At 69.8% G+C, this 19920-nt stretch carries 15 protein-coding genes; 10 read left to right on the plus strand and 5 right to left on the minus strand.

The window, feature by feature from the left end; translation table 11 throughout:
• Positions 1-10 precede the first annotated feature (10 nt).
• Both radA and disA read left to right on the plus strand, forming a co-directional pair.
• Positions 11-1426, plus strand: coding sequence for a DNA repair protein RadA (gene radA, locus AC1P0E_RS14510; RefSeq protein ID WP_482742576.1), 1416 nt, complete (start codon positions 11-13; stop codon positions 1424-1426).
• Between the two features lie 90 nt (positions 1427-1516).
• Positions 1517-2641: a DNA integrity scanning diadenylate cyclase DisA gene (disA, locus tag AC1P0E_RS14515; RefSeq protein ID WP_482742577.1), complete on the plus strand. Its 1125-nt coding sequence runs from the start codon at positions 1517-1519 to the stop codon at positions 2639-2641.
• Between the two features lie 96 nt (positions 2642-2737).
• Here disA and AC1P0E_RS14520 read toward each other — a convergent pair whose 3' ends face one another.
• Both AC1P0E_RS14520 and AC1P0E_RS14525 read right to left on the minus strand, forming a co-directional pair.
• Positions 2738-3628, minus strand: a complete 891-nt coding sequence (locus AC1P0E_RS14520; RefSeq protein ID WP_482742578.1) for a hypothetical protein — start codon at positions 3626-3628, stop codon at positions 2738-2740.
• Positions 3629-3702: 74 nt separating this feature from the next.
• The gene (locus AC1P0E_RS14525) at positions 3703-3831 is read right to left on the minus strand and encodes a hypothetical protein (RefSeq protein WP_482742579.1); all 129 of its coding nucleotides are present in this window, start codon (positions 3829-3831) and stop codon (positions 3703-3705) included.
• Between AC1P0E_RS14525 and AC1P0E_RS14530 the strand changes: the two genes are divergently transcribed.
• The 5 genes from AC1P0E_RS14530 (at position 3830) to cseC (ending at position 8276) form a co-directional block, all read left to right on the plus strand.
• Positions 3830-4735, plus strand: coding sequence for an HhH-GPD family protein (locus tag AC1P0E_RS14530; RefSeq protein ID WP_482742580.1), 906 nt, complete (start codon positions 3830-3832; stop codon positions 4733-4735). The two genes, AC1P0E_RS14525 and AC1P0E_RS14530, sit on opposite strands and share 2 nt — an antisense overlap.
• A gap of 148 nt (positions 4736-4883) precedes the next feature.
• On the plus strand, positions 4884-5441 hold the full coding sequence (locus tag AC1P0E_RS14535) for a SigE family RNA polymerase sigma factor (protein ID WP_482742581.1): 558 nt from the start codon (positions 4884-4886) through the stop codon (positions 5439-5441).
• 20 nt (positions 5442-5461) lie between these two features.
• On the plus strand, positions 5462-6100 hold the full coding sequence (locus tag AC1P0E_RS14540) for a hypothetical protein (protein ID WP_482742582.1): 639 nt from the start codon (positions 5462-5464) through the stop codon (positions 6098-6100).
• 18 nt (positions 6101-6118) lie between these two features.
• Positions 6119-6823, plus strand: a complete 705-nt coding sequence (gene cseB / locus AC1P0E_RS14545) for a two-component system response regulator CseB (RefSeq protein ID WP_482742583.1) — start codon at positions 6119-6121, stop codon at positions 6821-6823.
• Between the two features lie 148 nt (positions 6824-6971).
• Complete coding sequence (cseC, locus tag AC1P0E_RS14550) at positions 6972-8276, plus strand: two-component system sensor histidine kinase CseC (protein WP_482745757.1); 1305 nt, start codon at positions 6972-6974, stop codon at positions 8274-8276.
• A gap of 6 nt (positions 8277-8282) precedes the next feature.
• Here the strand turns inward: cseC and AC1P0E_RS14555 are convergent, their stop codons facing one another.
• Both AC1P0E_RS14555 and AC1P0E_RS14560 read right to left on the minus strand, forming a co-directional pair.
• Positions 8283-8426, minus strand: a complete 144-nt coding sequence (locus AC1P0E_RS14555; RefSeq protein WP_482742584.1) for a hypothetical protein — start codon at positions 8424-8426, stop codon at positions 8283-8285.
• A gap of 9 nt (positions 8427-8435) precedes the next feature.
• Complete coding sequence (locus AC1P0E_RS14560; protein ID WP_482742585.1) at positions 8436-9146, minus strand: M23 family metallopeptidase; 711 nt, start codon at positions 9144-9146, stop codon at positions 8436-8438.
• 432 nt (positions 9147-9578) lie between these two features.
• Between AC1P0E_RS14560 and AC1P0E_RS14565 the strand changes: the two genes are divergently transcribed.
• The 3 genes from AC1P0E_RS14565 (at position 9579) to dacB (ending at position 16955) form a co-directional block, all read left to right on the plus strand.
• A complete protein-coding gene (locus AC1P0E_RS14565) occupies positions 9579-13088 on the plus strand; it encodes an NACHT domain-containing protein (RefSeq protein ID WP_482742586.1) in 3510 nt (1169 codons plus the stop codon).
• A 570-nt stretch (positions 13089-13658) separates the two neighbouring features.
• A complete protein-coding gene (locus AC1P0E_RS14570) occupies positions 13659-14021 on the plus strand; it encodes a DUF4180 domain-containing protein (RefSeq protein WP_482742587.1) in 363 nt (120 codons plus the stop codon).
• A gap of 1245 nt (positions 14022-15266) precedes the next feature.
• Entirely contained in the window at positions 15267-16955 is a 1689-nt protein-coding gene (dacB, locus tag AC1P0E_RS14575) for a D-alanyl-D-alanine carboxypeptidase/D-alanyl-D-alanine endopeptidase (RefSeq protein WP_482742588.1), read from the plus strand.
• Between the two features lie 84 nt (positions 16956-17039).
• Here dacB and AC1P0E_RS14580 read toward each other — a convergent pair whose 3' ends face one another.
• Positions 17040-19568, minus strand: coding sequence for an ATP-dependent Clp protease ATP-binding subunit (locus tag AC1P0E_RS14580; RefSeq protein ID WP_482742589.1), 2529 nt, complete (start codon positions 19566-19568; stop codon positions 17040-17042).
• Between the last annotated feature and the right edge of the window lie 352 nt (positions 19569-19920).

Raw genomic sequence — 19920 nt, forward strand, 5'->3', positions numbered from 1 at the left:
GGTCACCACCATGGCTGCCCGCACATCTCGTTCATCCGCCAAGGACCGGCCGTCCTACCGCTGCACCGAATGCGGGTGGACGACCGCCAAGTGGCTCGGCCGCTGCCCCGAATGCCAGGCCTGGGGGACGATCGAGGAATCCGGCGCGCCCGCCGTACGGACGACCGCCGCCGGCCGGGTGAGCACCGCCGCGCTCCCCATCGGCCAGGTCGACGGCCGCACGGCCACCGCCCGCTCCACCGGCGTCGACGAGCTGGACCGTGTCCTCGGCGGCGGTCTGGTCCCCGGCGCCGTCGTGCTGCTCGCGGGCGAGCCGGGCGTCGGCAAGTCGACGCTGCTGCTGGACGTGGCCGCGAAGGCGGCGAGCGACGACCACCGCACGCTGTACGTCACCGCCGAGGAGTCCGCCAGTCAGGTGCGTCTGCGCGCCGACCGGATCGGCGCGCTCAGCGATCATCTCTACCTCACCGCGGAGACCGACCTGTCGGCCGTGCTCGGGCACCTGGACGCGGTCAAGCCGTCCCTTCTCGTGCTCGACTCCGTCCAGACCGTCGCGTCGCCCGAGATCGACGGTGCGCCCGGCGGCATGGCGCAGGTCCGTGAGGTCGCGGGCGCGCTCATCCGGGCCTCCAAGGAGCGCGCCATGTCGACGCTCCTGGTCGGCCATGTCACGAAGGACGGCGCCATCGCCGGCCCGCGCCTGCTGGAGCACCTCGTCGACGTCGTGCTGTCCTTCGAGGGCGACCGGCACGCGCGCCTGCGGCTCGTACGGGGCGTCAAGAACCGTTACGGCGCGACCGACGAGGTCGGCTGCTTCGAGCTGCACGACGAAGGCATCACCGGTCTCGCCGATCCGTCCGGGCTCTTCCTCACCCGGCGCGCCGAGGCCGTCCCGGGGACGTGTCTGACCGTCACGCTCGAAGGGCGCAGGCCGCTCGTCGCGGAAGTGCAGGCGCTGACCGTCGATTCGCAGATCCCGTCCCCGCGGCGCACCACCTCGGGCCTGGAGACCTCGCGCGTGTCGATGATGCTCGCCGTACTGGAGCAGCGCGGCCGCATCACCGCCCTCGGCAAGCGCGACATCTACAGCGCGACGGTGGGCGGCGTGAAGCTCACCGAGCCCGCCGCCGACCTCGCCATCGCGCTGGCGCTCGCCAGCGCGGCCAGCGACACCCCGCTCCCGAAGAACCTCGTCGCGATCGGGGAAGTGGGCCTCGCGGGTGAGGTCAGAAGGGTCACCGGTGTCCAGCGGAGGCTGGCCGAGGCGCACCGTCTCGGCTTCACGCACGCCCTGGTTCCGAGTGACCCGGGGAAGGTCCCGGCCGGCATGAAGGTCACCGAGGTCGCCGACATGGGCGACGCCCTCAGAGTCCTTCCGCGCCGCTCTCGTGCACAGGCCCCACAAGGTGAGGAACAGCGCCGGTAGACTTTGCCCTGGTCTCGCCCACCCGTACGAGTACGCGAGGCGAAGTTCAGTGCCCCAAGGGCACCGCAACCGTGTGACCGGAGGAGTGCAGTGGCAGCCATCGACCGGGCAGCAGCATCCGGAAAGTCCGGCTCAGGCTCGGGCACCGAAGCGCTGATGCGCGCCTCGCTGAGCGCTGTCGCGCCCGGCAAGGGGCTGCGCGACGGCCTGGAGCGCATCCTCCGCGGCAACACCGGCGGTCTGATCGTCCTCGGTATGGACAAAACCGTCGAATCCATGTGTACCGGCGGATTCGTGCTGGATGTGGAGTTCACCGCGACCAGACTCCGCGAGCTGTGCAAGCTCGACGGCGCGCTGATCCTCGACAAGGACATCACCAAGATCCTGCGAGCCGGCGTCCAGCTCGTACCGGACGCGTCCATTCCGACCGAGGAGACCGGCACGCGGCACCGCACGGCGGACCGCGTGTCGAAGCAGTGCAACTTCCCGGTGGTGTCGGTGTCCCAGTCGATGCGCCTGATCGCGTTGTACGTCGACGGGGAGCGCCGCGTCCTGGAGGAGTCGGCGACGATCCTGTCCCGCGCGAACCAGGCGCTGGCCACCCTGGAGCGCTACAAGCTCCGCCTCGACGAGGTCGCCGGCACGCTGTCCGCGCTGGAGATCGAGGACCTGGTGACGGTGCGGGATGTGACCGCGGTGGCGCAGCGCCTGGAGATGGTGCGGCGTATCGCGACCGAGATCGCGGAGTACGTGGTGGAGCTGGGCACCGACGGGCGCCTTCTCTCCCTCCAGCTCGACGAGTTGATCGCGGGTGTCGAGCCGGAGCGCGAGCTGGTCGTACGGGACTACGTGCCGGAACCGACCGCCAAGCGTTCCCGCACGGTCGACGAAGCGCTGACCGAGCTGGACGCGCTGCCCCACTCCGAGCTGCTCGAACTGCCCGTCGTGGCGCGGGCGCTGGGGTACAGCGGGTCGCCCGAGACGCTGGACGCGGCGGTCTCGCCGCGCGGCTACCGGCTGCTGGCCAAGGTGCCGAGGCTGCCCGGCGCGATCATCGAGCGGCTCGTCGAGCACTTCGGCGGGCTGCAGAAGCTGCTCGCCGCGAGCGTCGACGACCTGCAGACGGTCGACGGGGTCGGGGAGGCGCGGGCGCGGTCGGTGCGGGAGGGTCTGTCGCGGCTGGCGGAGTCGTCGATCCTGGAACGCTACGTCTGAGCGGGCCGGGCGACACTACGTCTGAGCGGGCCGATACGGCGCTGCGGTACGCCCCGGGCGGGGCGCACCGCAGCTGTCAGTCACGTACCGCCGCTGTCAGTCCTTCTTCAGCGTGAATGTCGCCGGGGACTTCGCGCCCGGCAACTCCAGCAGGTAGGTCCCGTCGTCGACCTTCTCGGCGGGCGGTGTCGCGCACTGCGGGGCGCTCTTCCTGAGGTCCCAGTCGACGGTGTGCTTGACGGTGCTGTGCGCGGGGACGCGGAGCAGCAGGCTGCCGGGGCCGTCGGGGCAGTCCTTGGAGGTCCACACGGTCTTGTTGTCGTCGTCGGTGATCGTGAGAACGGCGGCCTTCGGACCGAAGTCCATCTTGCAGGCGCCGCCCGAGGTGTTCTCGGCGATCAGCTCGAACTTGGGCTTCTCGCCCGGCTCGTACTCGTTCTTGATGCTGCGCAGGGACAACTCCACCGTGGACGCGTTGCAGTTGGGGAGGCTGGAGCCGGCCGGTACGCGCTGACCGCCACCACCACCGCCGCCCGCACCACTTCCGGCGCCACCGTCTTCGCCGGAGCCGGAGCCGGAACCCGAGCCGGAACCGCCGCCGTCACCCGCGCCGTCACCGCCGCTGCCGCCGCCGTTGTCGGTACCCGTACCGGCGTCTTCGCCACCGCCGCCGTCGCCGCCGCCGTCTTCGCCGCCGTCACTGCCGCCGCTGCCGCCGTTGTCACCACCCGTGCCGCCCGAGTCGTCGCGGCCGCCGGGGTCCTCGCTGATGGCGGGGCCCGACGAATCCGGCCCCGGGGTGATCGTGGAGGGCGCGGGAGTGGCGCCGCTGCGGGCGCCGTCGTTCTTGTCGCCCTTGCCGCCCGTGAACATGACGATCCATAGGATCACCAGTGCGAGCAGCATCAGCAGGGACAGCGCGACTGCCCTCCGGCGCCAGTAAATGGAGGAGGGAAGCGGCCCGACTGGATTGCGCATAGATCCCACGGCGCAAACTGTACGAGAGATCGCGGCCAACTCCTGCCCCACCCGCCGCCTGCGCCCCCAACTTTTCACGATCATCATTCCGGGCCGCCGCCGGGCCTGACCCCGAAGAGCTCGTACGTACCGGCGTACCGCCACACCGACGTACCGCCGCACCGAGCCTCGTCCGGCCGTGCGCCGAAACGTGTCAGGATCGGTGGTGCCATGACTGCGACAAGTGAAATCAACTCGACCGCCACCGCCGCCCTCCACTCCCCCGTCATCGCCTGGTTCGACGCGAACGCCCGCGACCTCCCCTGGCGCCGCCCCGAAGCAGGCGCCTGGGCCGTGATGGTCAGCGAGTTCATGCTCCAGCAGACGCCGGTCAGCCGGGTGCTCCCGGTGTACGAGCAGTGGATGCGACGCTGGCCCCGCCCCGCCGACCTGGCCGCCGACGCCCCCGGGGAAGCGGTCCGGGCGTGGGGCAGGCTCGGCTACCCGCGCCGCGCGCTGCGGCTGCACGGCGCGGCCGTCGCGATAAGGGACCGGCACAACGGCGACGTACCGAGCGACCACGGCCAGCTGCTGTCCCTGCCCGGGATCGGCGAGTACACGGCCGCGGCCGTCGCCTCCTTCGCGTACGGGCAACGGCACCCGGTCCTCGACACGAACGTCCGCCGCGTCTTCGCCCGTACGGTCACCGGCATCCAGTACCCGCCGAACGCCACCACCGCCGCCGAGCGCAAGCTCGCCCGCTCCCTCCTCCCCGCCGAGGAGGGGAGGGCGGCGCGCTGGGCCGCCGCCTCGATGGAGCTCGGCGCGCTCGTGTGCACGGCCAAGTCCCCGGACTGCGGGTCCTGCCCGGTCTCGGAGCAGTGCGCGTGGCGGCTGGCGGGCAAGCCGGCGTACGTCGGGCCGCCGCGGCGCGGTCAGACGTACGCCGGTACGGACCGCCAGGTGCGCGGCAAACTCCTCGCCGTACTCAGGGAAGCGGTCGAACCCGTTCCGCAGGCCGCGCTCGACGCGGTGTGGCACGAGCCGGTGCAGCGGGCACGGGCGCTGGACGGGCTGGTCGCCGACGGGCTCGTGGAGCCCCTGGAGAACGGCGTCTACCGACTCCCCGTCACCTGAGCACATCTCCGTTACACAACCGATGGACAGCCGTGCGTCTGCCGAGGGCTGACCCGCACAGTGCCGTGACAACGCCTCCGTAGCGTCATCGCCGTAAAGCAAGCAGGTCACGGGGTCTGTTTGTCAGTGGGACGGAGGCGGTTCAGACATGGCGCACGGCGAGGTGCTCGAATTCGAAGAGTACGTACGCACTCGGCAGGACGCTCTGCTGCGGAGCGCCAGGCGTCTGGTCCCCGACCCGGTGGACGCCCAGGACCTTCTCCAGACCGCGCTGGTGCGGACGTACGGACGCTGGGACGGCATAGCGGACAAGTCGCTGGCCGACGCCTATCTGCGCCGTGTCATGATCAACACGCGGACCGAGTGGTGGCGCGCCCGCAAGCTCGAAGAGGTCCCGACCGAGCAGCTGCCGGACGCGAGCGTCGAGGACGGCACGGAGCAGCGTGCGGACCGCGCGCTGCTGATGGACATACTCGGCGTACTGGCACCCAAGCAGCGCAGCGTAGTCGTGCTGCGACACTGGGAGCAGATGAGCACCGAGGAGACGGCGGCGGCGCTCGGCATGTCGGCGGGTACGGTCAAGAGCACGCTGCACCGGGCGCTGGCCCGTCTCCGGCAGGAGCTGGAGAGCCGCGAACTGGACGCGTACGCCCTGGAGCGTGCGGAACAGGGTGACGAACGGGGGATGGAGCGTTGCGCGGCCTAGGCAGGGGCGGCAGGTTCACCATGGCGGCGGGTGGCACGGCGGTGGCCGGCGTCGCCGCCGTCGGCCTGTTCGTGGTGGCGTGCAACGCCGGGGGGACGGGCGCGCGCGACGCGGGACCGGCGCGTACGGACCCCGTCGCCAGGGCGACTCCTTCGGCGGGCGGCGCGCCTTCGCCGCCCGCGGCGAAGAGGGTGGACCCGGTGGCGCTGATCCAGGACGACCCGCAGGTCAGCGAAACGGTGAAGCGGGACCTGAAGCCGTGCGTGAAGGACGAGTACCCGGTCGACACGTCGTACGGGAAGCTGACCGGCGGGCCCGCCAATGACGTCGTGGTGAACGTGATGACGTGCGGGGACGCCGTGGGCATCGGGACGTATGTGTACCGCGAGGACGGGAAGGCGTACGAGAATGTCTTCGCGGCCGAGTCCCCCGCGGTCTACGCGGAGATCGACCGCGGCGACCTGGTGCTGACGAAGCCGGTGTACGGGAAAGACGACCCGATGGCGTATCCCTCCGGCGAAGAAGTGATCACGTACCGCTGGTCCGGAAGCAAGTTCACCGTGCACGACCAGGTGCACAACGACTTCAGCCGCGCGGTCGGCGGGGACGGCGACGTGGACGGGGCGGAGCCCGCCGCGACCGCTCCGTCGGACAACTGAGAGAACAGAGAGCAGCGGATGGCCGAGACCCATGTCCTGTTCGTGGAGGACGACGACGTCATCCGCGAGGCGACCCAGCTCGCGCTGGAGCGCGACGGCTTCGTGGTCACCGCCATGCCGGACGGGCTCTCGGGCCTCGAGGCCTTCCGCAGCGACCAGCCGGACATCGCGCTGCTCGATGTGATGGTGCCCGGACTGGACGGCGTGAGCCTGTGCCGGCGGATCAGGGACGAGTCGACGGTGCCGGTGATCATGCTGTCGGCGCGTGCCGACTCGATCGACGTCGTACTGGGCCTGGAAGCCGGGGCCGACGACTACGTGACGAAACCTTTCGACGGCGCGGTGCTCGTGGCCCGCATCCGGGCGGTGCTGCGCCGCTTCGGCCATGCGGGCGGGCCGGCGGGCGGGACGTACGACAACGGCGGTTCGCCGGACGGCGGGCTGCTCGTCTTCGGTGACCTGGAGGTCGACACCGAGGGCATGGAGGTCCGCAGGGGCGGCGTACCGGTCGGGCTGACGCCGACGGAGATGCGGCTGCTGTTGGAGTTCTCGTCCGCGCCGGGCACGGTGCTGTCGCGGGACAAGCTGCTGGAGCGGGTCTGGGACTACGGGTGGGGCGGGGACACGCGGGTCGTGGACGTCCATGTGCAGCGCCTGCGCACCAAGATCGGCCAAGACCGGATCGAGACGGTCCGGGGCTTCGGATACAAGTTGAAGGCATGACGTTCACGCCCGTACGGCGGGAGGGGGCGCGGGGCGGCGCCCGCGTCCACGTCCGCGTTCCGACCCGCGCAGGTGCCTGCGCCTCTGACCGTGCCCTCACCAGCGCCCGCGCCTGCGCCCATGCCTGCCCACAGATCGGGGCCCCCGCATCATGCGCCTAGCCCTGCGTACCGGCGTCCGCTGGAAGATCAGCATCGCCATCGCCGCCGTCGGCGCACTCATCGCCGTCGCCCTCAGCCTCGTCGTGCACAACGCCGCCCGCGTCTCGATGCTCGACAACGCCCGCGACGTACAGATCGAGCGCCTGCAGTTCGCGCAGCGCTGGTACGAGTCCTCCCGCGAGCCCAGGTTCGGCACCAAGATCAACGATCCGGCCCTGCCCGAGGAGCTCAAGGCGAGCATGGCGAACGGCCGCCGGGCCACCTACGTCTCGGAGCGCCACAACGGTGTGCCCGACGTATGGGCCGCCGCCCCGCTCGGCAACGGCGACGTGCTTTCGCTGCACACCCGGTTCACCGACCGCAGCGCCGCCATCATGGACGAGGTCGACCGCGCCCTGGTCATCGGCTCGGTCTCGGTCGTCTTCGGCGGCTGCGCGCTCGGCGTGCTGATCGGCGGCCAGCTCTCGCGCCGCCTGCGCAAGGCGGCCGCCGCGGCGGGCAAGGTCGCGCAGGGCAATACGGAAGTGCGCGTAAGGGACGCCGTCGGCGGCGTCGTACGTGACGAGACGGACGAGCTCGCGCGCGCCGTCGACGCGATGACGGACGCCCTGCAGGAGCGGCTCGAAGCGGAGCGGCGTGTGACGGCGGACATCGCCCACGAGCTGCGCACGCCGGTCACCGGCCTGCTCACGGCGGCCGAGCTGCTGCCGCCCGGCCGCCCCACCGAGCTCGTACGCGACCGGGCCCAGGCGATGCGGACACTCGTCGAGGACGTACTGGAGGTGGCGCGGCTCGACAGCGCGGCGGAACGGGCCGAGCTGCAGGAGATCGCGCTCGGCGAGTTCGTCAGCCGCCGGGTCACGCTCCTCGACCCGGACGCGGTGGTCCGCGTGGTGCACGAGTCGTGGGTGAACACCGACCCTCGCCGCCTGGAGCGCATCCTCGGCAACCTCCTGGGCAACGCCGCCAAGCACGGCAAGGCGCCCTTCGAGGTCACGGTCGAAGGCCGGGTCGTACGCGTCCGTGACCACGGGCCCGGGTTCCCCGAGGCGCTGCTCAAGGAGGGGCCGAGCCGGTTCCGTACGGGGAGCAGCGACCGGGCGGGGCGCGGCCACGGCCTGGGCCTGACGATCGCGGCCGGCCAGGCCCGCGTCCTCGGCGCGCGCCTCACCTTCCGCAACGCGCATCAGGAGGGCGGTGCGATCGCGGTGCTGTGGCTGCCGGAACACGCCCCGACGACCACCGGCAGCTTCCCGGTCATCCAGCTCCCGGACGTCGGGTCACGGGCCTAGCGGACATCAGCAGCAGGCCAGGCCCTGGCAGGCCCAGTCCTTCTCCATGTCGAGGCCGCGCGCCTTGCGCCTTGAGCGGCAGACGCCGAAGGCGACCCCGAGGAGAAGCGCAAGGCAGTTCTCGGGGTCGCCATCGAGGGGATCAGGCACTGACGCCGATCAGATGCTGAGGCCCTCCGCACGGAGGAAGGACACCGGGTTGATCGCGGTGCCGTAGTTCGGCGTCGTACGGATCTCGAAGTGCAGGTGCGGGCCACTGGAGTTTCCGGTGTTGCCGGAGAGGCCTATGCGCTCGCCCGTCTTCACCTTCTGGCCGGGGGACACGTTGACCTTCGACAGGTGCGCGTACTGCGAGTACGTGTTGTTGTCGTGCTTGACCACGATCGCGTTGCCGTACGCCGGACCGTCGCCGGCACCGTTCGGGCCCGACTTCACGACGGTGCCGCCGTGCACGGCGTCGACCGGGGTGCCGACGGGCACCGCGAAGTCCTGACCGGAGTGCTTGCTGGCCCACATGCCGCCGCCCTTGCCGTACGTCGCGCTGAGCGAGTAGCGCTCGACGGGCTTGTTCCAGGACGAGGCCTTCTTGGCCTTCGCCTTCTTCGCCTCGGCCGCCTTGGCCTTGGCGGCGGCCTTCTTCACGTCGGCGGCCTTCTTGGCGTCGGCAGCGGCCTTCTTCGCGCTGTCGGCGGCCTTGGCCTGAACCTGGGCCTGCTTCTCGACGGCCGAGGCCGCCGTCCCCTCGGCGGCGAACGCCACGCCCGCCGTGCCCAGCATCATCGACGCGCCGAGCCCGGCGGCCACGACAGCGTTGCGACGGGTACGGACGGACGAGGTGCGGGCGCGGGAGAACATGTCGAACTTCGTCATACGGGGGGACCTCCGGGAGTGAATGAACCCGGCAGTCCGCCGGGCTGGCTTCACATTGGTAACCCGCGCTCCCGCCGCACCCAAAACGGCTTATCTACTACCAAGGCCCGTATTAACGTCACCAACTATTCGACTCTTGACGCTATCCACATGACCCTTCCGAAGAAGAGCAATAAACCCACTTAGCCCGGTTTAAGCCCATGTCAGACCGCGCCATACCGGCCACCCACGCAGGGATCGCATCCCTCCGCGCCCCTGGGCCGAAGGTCCCCCCGCGCACGGCCCGAAAGTCCTTCGCCCGGCGGACCACAGGCCCACTACTCGGCGTCGTAGAGGCCAAAACGCCTGTGCGCCTTGTCACCGCCGCACCCCCCGATACGCTGATCAACTGGACGGCACAGGCCCAGGACCAGGCCCCCGGGGGGACGGCACATGGATCCCGCAATGATCGGTACGCGCCTCGCATCGAGCGTGGCCGGACCGCTGGTGAAGAAGCTCTTCGTGGCGCAGGCCCCGGGCGCCGGCCTGGTGGACAGGCCGATCCGCCTGGCCGGTTACGTCTCCTTCAGAGGCGAGAAGCGCACCCTGACCCACTCCGACCTGCGCAGACTGTCCGCCAAGCTGGTCAAGCAGGCTCTCCGTACGGGCGAGCGGCCGCTGCCCGCCGACGAGGAGCAGGCCGTCATCGACGCCCTGACGACCACGCTGTACGCCCTCGGAGACCTCACCCTCAGCGATGTGGAGGCCGTGGAACTCGGCCACACCGCCCTGGCCCGCCGACTGCGCGGCGCGAGCGGCGGGACCGGGCGTGGCGGGAGTCCAGGGAGTCCCAGGAGTCCCGAGCACCCCGGGCGCCCGGAGCGCCCCGAGCGCCACCTTTCGGCCGACGCGACGTACTTCTACGAGCGCCTGCTCGACGCCACCTGCCTGCACATCCTCCACTTCTTCACCCAGCGCTCGACCTTCGTCGCGGCGACCCTGGTCGCGCAGAGCCGCCGCCAGGGCGAGCTGATCGCGAAGGTGGACGCGCTCATCTCCCGCAACCCGCTGCCGGGAGCGGAGGACGTGGCGTTCGAGCGGCGCTATCTGGCACATGTGGCGAAGAAGCACAGCAAGCTGACGATCTTCGGCATCGATCTGAGCGATTCCCCGGGAAAGTGGCCGCTGGACGCGGCGTATCTGAGCCTGGAGGCCCGGCCGCCGGCGCCCCGCGCCTCCGCAGACTCCACCGAATCCACCGACCCCGCAGTCTCCGCAGCCTCCGCGCCTCCTGGGAGCGGGCCGCTCTCCGAAGACGAGCTGCTCCAACTGGTCAGGGACTCCGCAGACAGATACCAGGACCACTCGCAGTTCGTCGCTGCCAGGCTCGACCGTGACCGCATCTACAACAAGAACGCCTCGCAGGGCTACACGGACCTCCTCTCCCCAGCCGCCTTCGAACCCCGTCCCGCCGATCAGGCCCTCGCCGGCCACGAGCGCGTGCTGCTGCGCGGTGAAGCGGGCTCCGGAAAGACGACACTCGTCCAGTGGCTGGCCGTCTCGGCCGCCCGTCAGAGCCAGGGACTGAACCAGGACCTGGACCAGGACCAGGACCTGGACCTGGACCTGGACCTGGACCTGGACGACCGTATGGCCTACCTCCACGACCGCATCCCCTTTGTCCTCCCGCTGCGCTCCCTCACCCGCCACGGCGAGCGCCTCCCGGCCCCAAAGGACTTCCTGACGGCGGTCGGCTTCCCGCTGGCCGGGGAACAGGCGGCCGGCTGGGAGGTCCGCGTACTGGCGGCCGGCCGCGGCCTGGTGCTCGTCGACGGCATCGACGAGATCCCGGACAACGAGCGCGCCCGCACCCGCGCCTGGCTGAGCGACCTGATCGACGCCTTTCCGGGCAACCGCTGGCTGGTCACCTCCCGCCCCTCAGCCGTACGGGAGAACTGGCTGGCCGACGAGCACTTCACCGAGCTGACGCTCTCCTCGATGAGCCCGGCCGACGTGGCGGCGTTCATCAGGCGCTGGCACGCGGCGGCCCGTACCGGCCCGGAGGACGAGGACACGGCTCTGGCCGCGTACGAACGCCAACTGCTGGCAGCGGTACGCGCGAAAGCCGACCTGGGCCGACTGGCCACCAACCCCCTGATGTGCGGCCTGATCTGCGCCCTGCACCGCGACCGCCGCGGCTTCCTCCCCCTCGGCCGCAAGGACCTCTACGCCGCGGCTCTCTCCATGCTGCTGGTACGCCGCGACCGCGAGCGCCGCATGGACGGCGTACCCGAACTGCGCGAGGAACCGCAGGTCCAGCTGCTCCAGCGGCTGGCGTACTGGCTGATCCGTAACGGCCGTACGGTGATGGACCGTTCGCGCGCGGAGAGCATCATCGCGGACAGTCTCCCCGCCGTCCCGGAGATGTCCGCGCTCGGCGACGCAAAGGCGGTCTTCGACCACTTCCTGCACCGCAGCGGCCTGCTCCGGCAACCCGCTCCGGGAACGGTCGACTTCATCCACCGCACCTTCCAGGACTTCCTCGGCGCACGTGCCGCCGTCGACGAGGGCGACTTCGGCGTCCTGGTCGGGCACGCGGCGGACGATCAGTGGGAGGACGTCATCCGCATGTCGGTCGCCCACGCGCGCCCGCGCGAGCGAGCGGAGTTCTTCGCGGACCTCCTCTCGTACGGCGACCAGCACGCCGACCCCGCCGTCCGGACCCGCGTCCACCTCCTGGCGGCGGCCTGCCTCGAACATGCCGCCGAACTCTCCCCCGCCGTACGCGAGGAGGTCGAGAAGCGCACAGCGGCCCTCATCCCGCCGCGCAGCGCCGAGGCGGCCCGCAAACTCGCGGCGGTGGGCCCCATGATCCTCGACCTGCTGCCGGGCCCGGAGGGCCTGGACGCCGAGACCGCCGAGCGAGTGGTCGTCGCGGCTTCCCATGTGGCGTCGGACCGGGCGATCCCGTACCTCGCGCGGTTCTGCGAGCACGAAGGCCGACAGGTCAGGGCGCAGCTCGTCTGGTCGTGGGGCAGGTTCGAGACCGGACCGTACGCCGATGAGGTCATAGCCCGCATCGACCCGTCCGGCCTGTACTTCACGGCCACCACGGACGACGAACTGGCGGCCCTGCGCGCGCTGGGCACGCGGCCGAGGCTGGACGCGAGGGGAGACCTGTCGGTGGAGGCGCTACGGGCGTACGCCGCCGAGGCCGCGACGCTCACGCACCTGAGCATCCGCGGGAACTCGTCGCTGCGGAACATGTCGTTCCTGCGCGACAGCGGCCAGGAGGGGCTTGTCGACCTGTCCGTCGAAGGCTGCCCCGAGCTGGTCGATCTGACGGGGGTGGAGGAGCTGCCACTGCGCGGAGTCCGGCTGGACCTGACCCTGAACCGTGGGACCGACATAGGCGCTCTGGCGGGTCTGCGAGACCTGAGGATCCTGGACCTGAGTGGAGCCGAGACGATCTGGTCCATGACCGACCTCCCCGCGCAGTCGCCGCTGACCTACCTCGACGTAATCGGGACGACCATGCCGACAGACGGCCTTCACCAGCTGCGCAGATACAGCAAGTTGGCGGTGCTCTACCTGGGGGAGGAAAGCGCTCCCCGGGACGCGGACGACTGGACGGGCATCGGCCACCTGGGGTCGCTGGTCGACTTGGAAACCACTGGAGACTCCCTCTTCGAGGCCCCCCGCTCGCTGACTTTTCCGTCCGTCGAACGCCTGACGCTCGACGGCGAAATCTCCACGGCCACGGTAGAGCGAGGTGCGGAGCTGTTCCCGAACCTCAAGAGACTGGTCCTCGGTCTGCCCCGGCAAGAACTCGACGTCACGAGGCTGGCAGCGCTGCCGCTGCTCCAGAACGTCATGTTCTCCAGCGGAGGCCACATGGTGCACGGCCTGAAACACCTCCCCGAGACCGTCCAGGTACACCACGGGTACGCCGCTCCATCCTGACCACCCGGACCACTTGGCAGGGGTGTTTGAACGACTGAACCACTGGTTGCGTCTGGGGGTTTCGGGCCGTCCCGAGCGCTCGAGTGTCGGTGGGCCGGCCCAAGAAAAAACGCCCTGCACGACAACTGGGATACGGGCGCGGGTCGGCTCGGTGGCTTGCGGGCTGGTGGGTGGGGCGCGGTCGGTCAAGGGGCGGCTCGGCCCCAGTCTCAGCGGGTGCGGGAACGGCCGTTGGTACATCATCCCCATTCCGACGCACACGAACACCCAGGTGGGGTGGGCGGTCGGCCGTCCGGGCCGACCTGCGGACTGATGTCTGCTCGGGTAGGGTGCGACAGTTGAATGGGGTGACTCGGGCCGGTTCGGCGTCCACCCCGGGCGGTGGTCGGCTGGGCTACAAGCAGGGGGCTGGGCTTGGTGGGTGGAAGGGCGCCCAGGAGCGAGTAGTCCTGTCGACGATTGGACCGGGGTGGGATCTCCCGGCCGGTGGGCATCCCAACCGATGGGGTGTCCGGCCTGCCCAGAGAATTGCGTCGACTCCGACCTCATCTGGAATTAACCTCGGGCTCCATGACCACTCTGGAGACGATCCATGACGTGCCCGTCCTGATGTGCTCATTTGAAGGCGAGGCCATCAGCTGCGAACGCGACGCCCTGGATCTCATAGGCGATGCCGGCTACCAGGGTGCCCAGTGGGTGGTGATCCCCGCCGGCCGGTTCGACGAGGCGTTCTTCAAGCTCAGCACTCGCGTCGCCGGCGATGTCATCCAGAAGTTCGTCAACTACCGCGTCGGGCTAGTCGTTGTCGGTGACATCTCCCGCCACACGACGGCTAGTTTGGCACTGCGGGACTTCATCCGTGAATGCAACCGCGGGAAACAGACGTGGTTCCTCGCCGATGTCGAGGAACTTCGGGAGCGACTGAACGGCTAGACATGCGCGCAACACGATGATGCACCGTTCCACGGTGTTGTGCGGAGCCGCTGCCCCCGGACGATGTTGTGGGACGGACCGAACCCGACCGGCGACGAGAGAACGCCTGCTGTTTCGCGACGAACTCAACACTTGACGACTTTCAACGCCTCTCCGACCCCACTCGTCACAGCCGTATCGCTTCCAGCCGTCATGGGAGCGTTTCGACCCACGCGCAGGCGCGGTGGAGTCGAACCGGGCTGCTGTTGGGGCGGTCAGCTCGGCGAGTGTGACTGGTGAGCTTGGTGTGACGGCGTGTCGGCCGAACGTTCTTTCCGCCCCAGTCGCGGCCGAGGCAGCGGCCCGGCTGTCGCCTTCCGTAGGATCCGGTCGCTCCAACAGCCCCCTCGGGGCTGTTGGATGCAACGAAACCAACACATGACGAGCCCCACCGCCCCTCGAATCACACGCGACCCAGCCGGATCGCTTCCAGCCGTCACGGGAGCGTTTCGACCCACAACGGCCCCACGGACCGGGCGAACCGATCGGATGGTGCGGCTGTCATGAGCGGCGTGACTGGCGTGGGTGGGACGGCGGGCCGGAAGGCCGCCCGGGCTTGCCGGGGTTGGTTGTCGCTGACGGGGCGGCCTGTTGGTCGCAGACGCGCCGCAGCCATCGGCAGAACCACACCCCTGGACGCCCCTCCACCCACCAAGCCCAGCAACCTGCTTGTGGCCCTGCCGACCAACGGCCGGGGCGGACGCCACACCCGCCCGAGTCGCCCCATTCAACTGTCGCGTCCCACCCGCACATCCATGAACCCGCTGGTCGGCTCGGACGGGCGACCCTCCACCGGCCTGGGTGCGCGTGTACGTCGAGTTTGGGGATGGTGCACCAACGGCCGTTCCCGCACCCGCTGAGCCAGGGGCCGAGCCACCCCCTAAAGCTCGTGCGCCCCATCCACACGCCCGCCGCCCGGCGACGACAGCCCAGCCACTCCCCGAGCCTTCCCCGTGGGCTCCCCCCGGGGGCCGCCCCCCTTAAGCATTGCGGCGGAGGTTCGGCGGTCAAGGGTGGAGCGGAGCGCAATCGCCGTAGGCGACGCGACGCAGGAGCGCCCTTGAGGGGCGGGCCTCCGACGCCACCCTCACCAAAGGCGGCCCCCACACCAGACGCAACCAACGCCACGGGCCCGCCGAAGCCCCGCCCCACCGCGCCGCCGCGCGTCCTTCCCCCCGCCGCCGGCGTCCGGGATGCTCCTGTGCCATGAGTAGACCCGTGACCCGCGCCTTGCGCCGCACGCTCCCTACACACCGCACCCCCAGCACCCGCAACACCCACCCCCACAGCCACCACAGCCACCACCCCCACGCCCACCCCCGCCCCTGGACCTGGACCTGGCCCCTGGCGATCGCCCTCGTCTGCGCCCTCGCCCTCACCTGGAGTTCTCCCTCAGCCACCGTCGCCGGCCCCTCCGACACCGGCCTCAAGGGCGCTATCGACACGATCCTCACCGACGCCCGCCTCGACGGCGGCGCCGCGAGCGTCGTCGTGGCCGACGCCACCACTGGCGAAACGCTCTACCAGCGCGACAGCACCGACCGTCTCATGCCCGCTTCCAACACCAAGCTGCCCACCTCCGTCGCAGCCATGGGCCTCCTCGGCCCCGACTACCGCTACCGAACGGACGCCCTCTCCACCGGCAGCCGCCAAGGCTCCGTACTGCGCGGCGACCTCTACCTGCGCGGCACCGGCGACCCCACCACCCTCGCCAAGGACTACGACGAACTCGCCGCCCAGGTCGCCGAATCCGGCATCAAGCGCGTCACCGGCCGCCTGATCGCCGACGACACCCGCTTCGACACCCAGCGCCTCGGCCGCTCCTGGGCCGCCGACGACGAGTCGTCGTACTACTCCGCTCAGATCTCGGCGCTCACCGTCGCCCCGGACACCGACTACGACTCCGGCACGGTCATCGTCACCATCGCCCCCGGCGCCGAAGCGGGCGACACTCCCGCGCTCACCCTCACCCCGTCAACCGACTACGTCGACCTCGACATCCGCGCCACGACCGTCCCCGCCGGCCGGCCCAACACCCTTACCGTCGAACGCCGGCACGGCTCGAACACGATCACCGTCACCGGCGACATCGCCGTCGGCGCGAACGCCACCAAGGAGTGGGTCACCGTCTGGGAGCCGACCGGCTACGCCGCCGCCGTCTTCGCCGACGCGCTGACCGCCCACGGCGTACGCGTCGCAGGCCCCACCCGCCTGAGCCGCCCCACCCCCAAGGACGCCAAGCCCCTCGCCACCCACACCTCCATGCCCCTCAAGGAGCTGATGCACCCCTTCATGAAGCTGTCCAACAACATGCACGCCGAGGCCCTCACCAAGACCATCGGCTACGAGACGACAGGCAACGGCACCTGGAGCGCCGGCCTCGCCGGCATCTCCGCGTATCTCAAGAAGGAGGGCGTGAACACGGCCACCCTCCGCCAGGTCGACGGCTCCGGCCTCTCCCGCATGAACAACATCCCTGCCGCCCAGTTCGCCAAGCTCCTCCTGGCCGTACGCACCGCGCCCTGGTACGCCGACTGGCAGCAGTCCCTCCCCGTCGCCTGCGCCCCGGACCGCACGGTCGGCGGCACCCTCCGCACCCGCATGTGCAAGACCCCCGCCGCCCTGAACGCCCGTGCCAAGACCGGCACCCTGACGGGCGCCTCCGGCCTTTCCGGGTACGTCACGGACGCGGGAGGGCGCGAGCTGGTCTTCAGCATCGTCCTCAACAACCACCTGGCAGCGTCGGTGAAGAGCATCGAGGACGCGATCGTGACGACCCTCGCGTCCTCGTCCGAGAGCGACACCGTCCTCGTACGGCCGACGAGCCGGCGCGCCGCCACTCCGGCCGCCGACAACACCCTTGAGTGCTCCTGGCGCAAGCCGGCCCTCTGCTGAGGCGGCCATGCGTAAAGGGGTGGCCCCGGAAACCTCATGGTTCCGGGGCCACCCCTTCAGGCGCTTCAGGCGCTCAGAGCGCTGTTACGCGTCCTTCGACATGTTCGGGCCGGTGCTGCCGCCCGTTGCCTGCTCGATCGGGGGGACGTCGGGCAGGGCCGACTTCTCCTCGCCGCGGAAGGTGAACTTCTTCGTGTCACCCTCCTCCTCGACGTCGACGACCACGATGTGGCCGGGACGCAGCTCGCCGAAGAGGATCTTCTCGGACAGGATGTCCTCGATCTCCCGCTGGATCGTCCGGCGCAGCGGCCGGGCGCCCATGACCGGGTCGTAGCCCTTCTTCGCGAGCAGCGACTTGGCTTCCGAGCTCAGCTCGATGCCCATGTCGCGGTCCTTCAGGCGCTCGTCGACCTTGGCCAGCATGAGGTCGACGATCTGGATGATGTCTTCCTCGGTGAGCTGGTGGAAGACGACCGTGTCGTCGACACGGTTGAGGAACTCGGGGCGGAAGTGCTGCTTCAGCTCTTCGTTGACCTTGTTCTTCATCCGCTCGTAACCGGTCTTGACGTCGCCCTGGGCGGCGAAGCCCAGGTTGAAGCCCTTGGAGATGTCCCGGGTCCCGAGGTTGGTCGTCATGATGATGACCGTGTTCTTGAAGTCCACGACCCGGCCCTGGGAGTCGGTCAGGCGACCGTCTTCCAGAATCTGGAGCAGGGAATTGAAGATATCGGGGTGGGCCTTCTCGACCTCGTCGAAGAGAACGACGGAGAACGGCTTACGGCGCACCTTCTCGGTGAGCTGTCCGCCCTCTTCGTATCCCACGTAACCGGGGGGAGAACCGAAGAGACGGGAAACCGTGTGCTTCTCACTGAACTCCGACATGTCGAGGGAGATCAGTGCGTCCTCGTCGCCGAAGAGGAATTCGGCGAGCGTCTTGGAAAGCTCGGTCTTACCGACACCGGACGGGCCGGCGAAGATGAACGAGCCACCGGGGCGCTTCGGGTCCTTCAGACCGGCTCGCGTACGGCGGATCGCCTGCGAGAGGGCCTTGATGGCGTCCTTCTGGCCGATGACGCGCTTGTGGAGCTCGTCCTCCATGCGCAGCAGGCGGGAAGACTCTTCCTCGGTGAGCTTGAAGACCGGGATGCCCGTGGCCGTGGCCAGGACCTCCGCGATCAGTTCCTCGTCCACCTCGGCGACGACGTCCATGTCGCCGGCCTTCCACTCCTTCTCGCGCTTGGTCTTGGCCGCGAGGAGCTGCTTCTCCTTGTCGCGGAGAGAGGCCGCCTTCTCGAAGTCCTGGGAGTCGATGGCCGACTCCTTGTCGCGACGGACGCCCGCGATCTTCTCGTCGAACTCACGGAGGTCCGGCGGTGCGGTCATCCGGCGGATGCGCATCCGGGAGCCGGCCTCGTCGATCAGGTCGATCGCCTTGTCCGGCAGGAAGCGGTCCGAGATGTAGCGGTCGGCCAGGGTGGCCGCCGCGACCAGCGCCGAGTCCGTGATGGACACGCGGTGGTGCGCCTCGTAACGGTCGCGCAGGCCCTTGAGGATCTCGATCGTGTGGGGGAGGGAAGGCTCCGCCACCTGGATCGGCTGGAAGCGGCGCTCGAGGGCCGCGTCCTTCTCGAGGTGCTTGCGGTACTCGTCGAGCGTCGTCGCACCGATGGTCTGGAGCTCGCCACGGGCCAGCATCGGCTTCAGGATCGAAGCCGCATCGATCGCGCCTTCGGCGGCGCCCGCACCCACCAGGGTGTGGAGCTCGTCGATGAACAGGATGATGTCGCCGCGGGTGCGGATCTCCTTCAGGACCTTCTTCAGGCGCTCCTCGAAGTCACCGCGGTAGCGGGAACCGGCGACGAGCGCGCCGAGGTCGAGGGTGTAGAGGTGCTTGTCCTTGAGGGTCTCGGGCACCTCGCCCTTGACGATGGCCTGCGCCAGGCCCTCGACGACCGCCGTCTTGCCGACGCCGGGCTCGCCGATGAGGACCGGGTTGTTCTTGGTGCGACGGGACAGCACCTGCATGACCCGCTCGATCTCCTTCTCGCGCCCGATGACCGGGTCGAGCTTGGATTCGCGGGCAGCCTGCGTCAGGTTGCGGCCGAACTGGTCCAGCACGAGGGAGGTCGAGGGCGTGCCCTCGGCCGGGCCGCCGGCAGCGGCGGTCTCCTTGCCCTGGTAACCGGAGAGCAGCTGGATGACCTGCTGCCGCACCCGGTTCAGATCGGCGCCCAGCTTCACGAGGACCTGGGCGGCGACACCCTCGCCCTCGCGGATCAGGCCGAGCAGGATGTGCTCTGTACCGATGTAGTTGTGGCCGAGCTGGAGGGCCTCGCGGAGCGAAAGCTCCAGGACCTTCTTGGCACGGGGGGTGAAGGGAATGTGACCGGACGGGGCCTGCTGGCCCTGACCGATGATCTCCTCCACCTGCTGGCGGACCGCCTCGAGCGAAATCCCGAGGCTCTCCAGGGCCTTAGCGGCGACACCCTCACCCTCGTGGATAAGGCCCAGGAGGATGTGCTCGGTGCCGATGTAGTTGTGGTTGAGCATCCGGGCTTCTTCCTGAGCCAGGACGACAACCCGCCGCGCGCGGTCGGTGAACCTCTCGAACATCGTTAATCGCTCCTCAGAGCGGTCAGGCAGTTAGGGGTCGGTCCCCTCCCTGTCCTTCCGCATGCTAGTCCCGCTGGGCAGGACAGCTCATTCCAACTGCCGACACCCGTCCTTGGCCTCCTGCCCCGAACAGCCGACACCTGCTCCAACCTGATGGTGGGAGACGATGTTCCCGCAGGCCAAGCAGATACCCGTTCATCCACTACGCCGATGGCGAACGTGAGACAGTCCGGCAGGCGTGTCGGCCCTTTCCCACTAGGAATGTCTTACCCGTAGGCACTGACACTCCATGCGGCGCGCACCGGTTCCCTCAGCTACGGGCGAACATCCTTGCGCCGCCGAATGCCTCCGC

This window comes from Streptomyces sp. TRD_SC_5 (assembly GCF_056836825.1).